The following is a 4,262-nucleotide window of genomic DNA, read 5'->3' as shown; positions in this document are numbered from 1 at the left end:
TCTAACTCTTTATAACTTAATTCTTCTCCTTCAAAAATTACAGCGATAGCTTCTGGTGTCTTGCTTACTTGTTCTAAAAATAAATCTACAATTGTCTTTTCCTTGGGATAATCTACCTCTGTTGCATTAAAGTCTTCTAATAACTTTGTCTCTTCTTCCTTTGGTAATATACCCAGATTGTCGATACTTACTTCGGATTCTTTCTGCAATTCTTCTAAGAGTTGCACCAAGATCTCCTTCATATAAGTAATAACTCGATCCGAACCAATACTTTTATCCACCTGTGCTGTTAATCCAAAATCAACTCCTAAATCATCCACATTTAAGGTAAATGGGTAATTCGTCCGTTCATGGCTTTCGATAACACTAATACCTAAATCAATAGTATTTTCATCCTCCGAATCAAGGGGAATTGATGTATGACGGTAATTCAATAAGGCGCTGAATAATGCTACATTATTTGAGGTACCACTCCAATTTTGGATATGGGATAAAGGTGTCTGCTCATAAGGCAATAACTCCTCTAATCTTTTCTTTACCTCTTTCAAATATTCTGAAACACTACCTTTTAGTTCTAATAAAATCGGTAATGTATTAATAAATAATCCTAAGGAATCTGCTGCTCCTAAGGATCCTTGTAAACGACCTGAAAATAATGACCCAAAAATAACTTGCTCCTTATTACTACATCTACCTACAACTAAACCATAGGCAGCATGAAACAAAACCGCTGGACTTATTCCTAGCTTTCCGCAAATATTACGTAATTGGTTATTTAATGCCTTAGGAAGTACTAATTTAGATTCTTCAATATCAATACCATTTCCTTGAATATCTGATAACCCAAAAGGATACGCAGGCTCATCAATACCTCCTAATAAAGACCTAAAATAAAATTCACTATCATTAATAGACTGAGAATGTAATGTATGACCAATAAAATCTCGATATAAAACAGGAACTGGAAGGTTTTCCTCTTTTCCTAATAAATACATCGTCACCTCTGTTATCATCTTCTCCATTGCAACATGATCTACCATTAAATGATGTTGGTATATTATCAAATAGTAACAGTTATTATTAGGATCGTCAGCGGATTTTAATTCTAATAGTGGAGCTCTTGAGATATCCATCCATTGACTGCCTGATGTTGTCAATAATTTTAATTGAGATAAAATATCTTTAGAATCGTCTAAAGATATTTCTTCTACATATAAAGTAACTTCTCGCAGTACTACCTGAACTGGTGTAGGCAAACCTTCACTCTTAATACAGGTACGTAAAACATCATGACGATTAACTACAAATTGTAATGCTTCAATAAAAGAATTACGCTTCTCTTTATCTGAAAACGAAAGTAAACTTGGAAGTATATAAGGATCTCCATGGTTCTTATCACTCATCATGTGATGAAAATAAATCCCTTCTTGTAATGGAGATAATGGATAGATATCCTGAATATTGGAAACACCTCCTATAACACTTCCTATTATTTTATCTAAATCACTCTGATCTAAATTAACCAAAGGAACCATTGATGGTGTGATATAATCACTCGTAACTGTAATACCATTATCTGGAACACTATAAATTGAGGATACCGAAGATAATTTATCACTAATCGAAATAATCGTAGGGCTACCAAAAATATCCTTGACCCCAATATAAAAACCTGCTCTTTGTAAACGAGATATTAATTGAACAACCAATAAACTATGCCCTCCCAATTCAAAGAAATTATCATAAATACCTACTCGATCTACTCCTAATAATTCTTGCCAGATTTTTACTAACTCTAATTCTATCTCATTACGTGCTGCTACATACTCCTTACTCGATAACTCTGTAGTATCCGGATCTGGTAAAGACTTCCTATCCAGCTTACCATTGGATGTTAATGGCATTGCATCCAACTCCACCCAAATTCTAGGGACCATATAATCTGGTAAACTTTCCTTTAACTCTTCTTGTATCTTTGTCTTATCTAAATCTCCTTCTACAACAACATACCCTATCAAACGTTTGTTCCCATTAACATCTTCTTTTGCTAATACGCAACATTGATTAATAAATGCTAAAGAGGACAAGGCGTTTTCTATCTCTCCTAACTCTATGCGATATCCTCTAACCTTAACCTGAGCATCTTTCCTACCTATAAATTCAAGATTACCATCTACAGTCCAACGAGCTAAATCTCCTGTCTTATAGATTCTATCTCCTTCTTTAAATGGATTTACTATAAATTTATCCTTGGTCAAGTCTTCTCTATTTAAATAACCCTTGGCTAAACCCGATCCTCCAAGATGCAATTCTCCAACTACACCTATAGGAGCTATATTCATTTCTGAATCTAAAATATATCCCTGACTATTTTTAATCGGTTTACCTATAGGAAGGTTTTTGTGAGTTTTTTTATCTATATAATAGGTTGTCGAAAAAGTGGTATTCTCAGTAGGTCCATAACCATTAATTAAATGAAGTTTTGGGTAACATTCTTTCAATTTATTTGTATAACTAAAAAGAACTACATCTCCACCTACTAACAAATAGTTAAGAGATGCAAAAAGAGATAAATCCTCTTCAACTAGTTGATGAAACCAAGAAGCTGTCATCCACATTGTAGTAACTTGACGATTTAAAATAAGCTTTTTTAAGCTATTTACATCCAATAAAGTATGGGTATCTGCTAATACTAATTGACCTCCATTCAATAATGTACCCCAAAATTCCAAAGTTGTAGCATCAAAAGAAATAGACCCTGTTGACAACCATATTGTATTCGAATCTAAAACAATATAATCACAACTTGTACAGAGACTAACAATATTACCATGAGTAATCAGTACTCCTTTTGGTCTACCTGTACTTCCTGAGGTGTAAATAACATAGGCTAAATCAGAAGGGCATAAAATACTTTCAGGTGTATTTGCAGGATAACTCTTAATAACAGACCAATCCGTATCTAACATGAAAATAGATAAATCTTCTCTTCCTTTTAATACCTCACGGTTAACACTGCTACTCAACACCAACCTAATACCTGCATCATCGAGCATATAGTCTATACGATCCTTTGGATACTCCGGATCAATAGGAACATAAGCGCCTCCTGACTTTAAAATACCTAAAATACCTATCAGCATCTCTAAACTACGATCCAAACAGATTCCTACTAAATCATCTGGCTCTACGCCTTGATCTTGTAAATAATGACCTAACTGATTAGAGCGATTGTCTAACTCTTTATAACTTAATTCTTCTCCTTCAAAAACTACAGCGATAGCATCTGGTGTCTTAGTTACTTGTTCTAAAAATAAATCTACAACTGTCTTTTCCTTGGGATAATCTACCTCTGTAGCATTAAAGTCTTCTAATAACTTTATCTCTTCTTCCTTAACTAGAATATCTAAGTTTTCGACTTTTACTTCCTCTTTACTCCTTACTCCCTCCAAAAGTTGAATCAAAACTTTTTCCATATACACAAGGATACGATCCGAACCAATACTTTTATCCACCTGTGCTGTTAATCCAAAATCAACCCCGAAATCATCCACATTTAAGGTAAATGGGTAATTCGTCCGCTCATGGCTTTCCATAACACTAATACCTAAATCAATAGTATTTTTATCCTCCGAATTTGTTGATGAAGAAGAATGACGGTAATTCAATAAGGCGCTGAATAATGCTATATCATTTGAGATACCGCTCCAATTTTGGATATGAGATAAAGGTGTCTGCTCATAAGGCAATAACTCTTCTAGTCTTTTCTTTACCTCTTTCAAATATTCTGAAACACTACCTTTTAGTTCTAATAAAACCGGTAATGTATTAATAAATAATCCTAAGGAATCTGCTGCTCCTAAGGATCCTTGTAAACGTCCCGAAAATACAGATCCAAAAATAGCATATCTCTTATTGCTACATCTACCCACAACTAAACCATAAGCAGCATAGAACAAAACTGCTGGACTTATTCCTAGCCCTGTACAAACCTCACGAAGGCCTCTGCTCAACTCTCCTGATAAAAGAAGACTTGATTCTTTAATACCTCTACCGTCTCCAAGTGTATCTGATAATTCAAAAGGATACACAGGCTCATCGATACCTCCTAATAAAGATCTAAAATAAGACTCGCTATCATTAATCGATTGATAATATAACGTATGACCAATAAAATCTCGGTATAAAACAGGAACTGGAAGGTTTTCTATATCTCCTGACAAATACATTGTTACCTCTGATATTACTTTCTCCAAACCAAC

1 protein-coding gene is annotated in these 4,262 nt (G+C 34.1%); it reads right to left on the bottom strand.

Going from position 1 to position 4,262, the window contains the following annotated elements; genetic code table 11:
• Nucleotides 1–4,262 (bottom strand): non-ribosomal peptide synthetase (locus H527_RS0118445; protein WP_027414026.1); only part of this gene is annotated, 4,262 nt, incomplete at both ends.

The organism is Aquimarina muelleri DSM 19832 (assembly GCF_000430665.1).
GTDB lineage: Bacteria > Bacteroidota > Bacteroidia > Flavobacteriales > Flavobacteriaceae > Aquimarina > Aquimarina muelleri.
Note: the sequence above shows the minus strand (reverse complement) of the source record. Positions and strands in the feature narration are given on the sequence as shown.